Raw genomic sequence first — 2,591 nt, forward strand, 5'->3', positions numbered from 1 at the left:
GCCACTCTTAATCGTGTCTTGGAACGAAATAGAGGCTTTTAAAGACTGCGTACATGGAGAATTAAAACAAGAATTACCCTCGAAAAGCCTATTTTTCCACTAAGTATTTATGCTCATTGCAAAGGTGAGATGCTCCCGATACCAGTGACCATGAATGGATTTGGCGACAGTTTTTAGTCAATAATAATGTTCGGGATGATTTAGGGCGCATTCTTGATAAAATGATCGAGTTTGGGACAAGAAAGCGTTATCAGTCAGCGCGGGAGATTTTACAAGATTTGACGGGACAATCACCAGCAACTTCAATACAATCACCAGCAACTCCCCGTTATTCTCCAACACCAGCAACCCCCGTTATTCAAACACCACCACCGCCTAAAGTTGCTGCTAATATTGTGCTTAAAAGTGCTAGGGGGGTTAACTATTCTCGATTACAGCAACTCCTAGCAGCAAGAAAGTGGAAAGAAGCAGACGAAGAAACAGGTAAAGTTATGTGTCGGGTCGCCGGAAGGGAAAGCGAAGGATGGTTGAGACGAGAGGATATTGATAATTTTCCCTGTGAAGATTTACGAACTATTAACCAACTTTGGCTAAATTATAGTAACGGTAAGTTTGGCTTCAGCGTCCAGAAAGACATCTATGAGAGTCTTGGTAGCACGATAAAGTATAATGGCGAAATAGAAGATGTGGAAGTATTGGAAAAGTTCGCCGATAGCGTCGGCTGGAGACAAGGAGGTAGGTGGTTGACAGGCCGACAATTAACTTTTAATTCAGCAGTCTTTAATTCAGCAGTCCCCAAGGGACACCTACCCGTACCTGGGGTTTTCGGTGGGGAGAAAAGTGTGTTTCTGGGTATTGCTGCGTGTGGTGTGCCTTTTCTCGCGCAAAGACTTGTAACCTTTAGGATATGACGATCTCAGGTCTTTTATCAAGTCTAATTTTAGTGCTTTTGATCAGGTAAACATCGCATTTTGCGGAACTCGATACCTGGCACTGATTGCTTCGCCAAGTCAAAGGAAGCTTTTTTCCGACAAAGATGTCATTGCGAGGGGGGATATTCACGTTAACCTTCATCTCTCAACCAATATCCCCCCGAAGCAATCTTTCTCGTCGTTATATTCAGGTAGAATGAATGATAAAAGTGGTGCGCTATAATTAGAACTTTTTCATTGAATAAAAAATCATGACTAAATTATTAGAACTTGCTCTCAAAAAATTAGCTACTCTGTCAGCAGATCGACAGGAAAATATTGCTCAATTAATCCTTAAAGAAATAGGGGAAAATATAGAAAATGAGCCAATAAAAGACAATGATTCCCCATCTTTACCCCCATCTATTGGGATGGGAGCTAGTGGAATGTCTGACCTATCAACTCGTTGCGAGGAATTATTGTGGCAGGACGAAAGATAATAGCAGATACCAGTGGAATTATTGCCCTATTAGACCGAGACGATCACTATCATTTTATTGTCGTAGAAGCGATCAGAAATCAGCAAGTTTTTGTGCCTGTGACGGTATTACCAGAAGTTGATTATAGCGGTTCTCGCATCTATGCGGCACACTTAAACCTTTGCTGATTAAGCTGTTCAGGATCGGGAATGTACCTCTTGTGAATCAGAAACGCTATATTTAGCGACTAAATATCTCGGTGAAAGAGTAGCTAGAGCTTTTTTGATGGATATTACACAGGGAAAATATAGTTTGCTTCCCTTCGATTTAGAAGATTTAGAAAAAGCTCTTAAAATTATGACTCGTTATCAAGATTTACCGTTAGGCTTAGTTGATGCTAGTTTACTGGTCATGGCAGAACGCTATTCTATTAACCAAATTCTGACATTAGACCACAGACATTTCAATTTAATTCAATCCGATAACATGAGCTACTTTATTATTCTGCCTTAAATATGAACTTGAGATTGCCATGATATCCATAACTCCCCACCTGCAAATTATTTTAGAAAAACTACAAACCCTTACTCCGCATTACACACTTATTTTCAGGAGTTAATATGAATACACCCCAAACAACAGCCGATGGCTTAAAAATTCTTTACCAACGTTATTATGCTAATAATCCAGAGCGTCAATTAGAATTAGAAAAAGCTCGCATTGATGACGAAGTAGCCAGAAAAATATTTAAGATCAAGGAAACATATCATCTTTCAACAAAGGCTTTAGCAGAATTAATTCATACTAATGAATCAATTATTGAAGCTTTAGAAAATGCTGACTATGAAGGAAACTCTTTTTTGTTGTTAAATCTCCTCGCTACATCCCTAAAAATGAAGGTTGAATTTGAATTAGTTCATTAGGTTTTTTTTAGGAATAGCATAACGCACCCTACACTCTTTGATTGCGAGAGGGTGAGACCAGCGTTAATCTTTATCTATCTAGGGTCTGCTGAATAAATCTAAAAACCTTGTTGGATAAGGCTTTTAGACTTTTTTGACCTCAAAAAGTGCCGACCATTGGAGGGATCGGGGGTAAAATTCAGGTACTTTTTCCCTGAAAATTAGGTAACTGACTACCTCAAAATCGGTAAAACCCCACACCCCACACCCCACACCCCACACCCTGCCCCCACCAACAA

General features: G+C 39.7%; 5 protein-coding genes. All 5 read left to right on the forward strand.

The genetic code is table 11. The features are described from left to right. The first annotated feature begins 221 nt into the window (after positions 1–221). Positions 222–911 (forward strand): GUN4 domain-containing protein, encoded by a 690-nt coding sequence (locus O9332_RS21500; protein WP_004159421.1) that lies wholly within the window; start codon positions 222–224, stop codon positions 909–911. Positions 912–1,183: 272 nt separating this feature from the next. Beyond that, a complete protein-coding gene (locus tag O9332_RS21505; RefSeq protein ID WP_004159417.1) occupies positions 1,184–1,411 on the forward strand; it encodes a hypothetical protein in 228 nt (75 codons plus the stop codon). Next, a complete protein-coding gene (locus O9332_RS21510; RefSeq protein ID WP_288027329.1) occupies positions 1,393–1,578 on the forward strand; it encodes a PIN domain-containing protein in 186 nt (61 codons plus the stop codon). Before O9332_RS21505 ends, O9332_RS21510 begins: the two co-directional genes overlap by 19 nt. A gap of 97 nt (positions 1,579–1,675) precedes the next feature. Continuing rightward, positions 1,676–1,903 (forward strand): PIN domain-containing protein, encoded by a 228-nt coding sequence (locus O9332_RS21515; protein WP_288027331.1) that lies wholly within the window; start codon positions 1,676–1,678, stop codon positions 1,901–1,903. A 107-nt stretch (positions 1,904–2,010) separates the two neighbouring features. Beyond that, positions 2,011–2,313 carry a hypothetical protein gene (locus O9332_RS21520; protein WP_288027333.1) on the forward strand — a complete coding sequence of 101 codons (303 nt, stop codon included), beginning with the start codon at positions 2,011–2,013 and terminating at the stop codon, positions 2,311–2,313. Positions 2,314–2,591: the final 278 nt, after the last annotated feature.

This window comes from Microcystis sp. LE19-10.1B, assembly GCF_027530565.1.
Lineage (GTDB): Bacteria > Cyanobacteriota > Cyanobacteriia > Cyanobacteriales > Microcystaceae > Microcystis > Microcystis aeruginosa.

Coding starts and splice junctions, on each gene's coding strand:
- O9332_RS21500 (WP_004159421.1), top strand. CDS start 222: ATGATCGAGTTTGGGACAAGAAAGCGTTATCAGTCAGCGCGGGAGATT.
- O9332_RS21505 (WP_004159417.1), top strand. CDS start 1,184: ATGACTAAATTATTAGAACTTGCTCTCAAAAAATTAGCTACTCTGTCA.
- O9332_RS21515 (WP_288027331.1), top strand. CDS start 1,676: ATGGATATTACACAGGGAAAATATAGTTTGCTTCCCTTCGATTTAGAA.
- O9332_RS21520 (WP_288027333.1), top strand. CDS start 2,011: ATGAATACACCCCAAACAACAGCCGATGGCTTAAAAATTCTTTACCAA.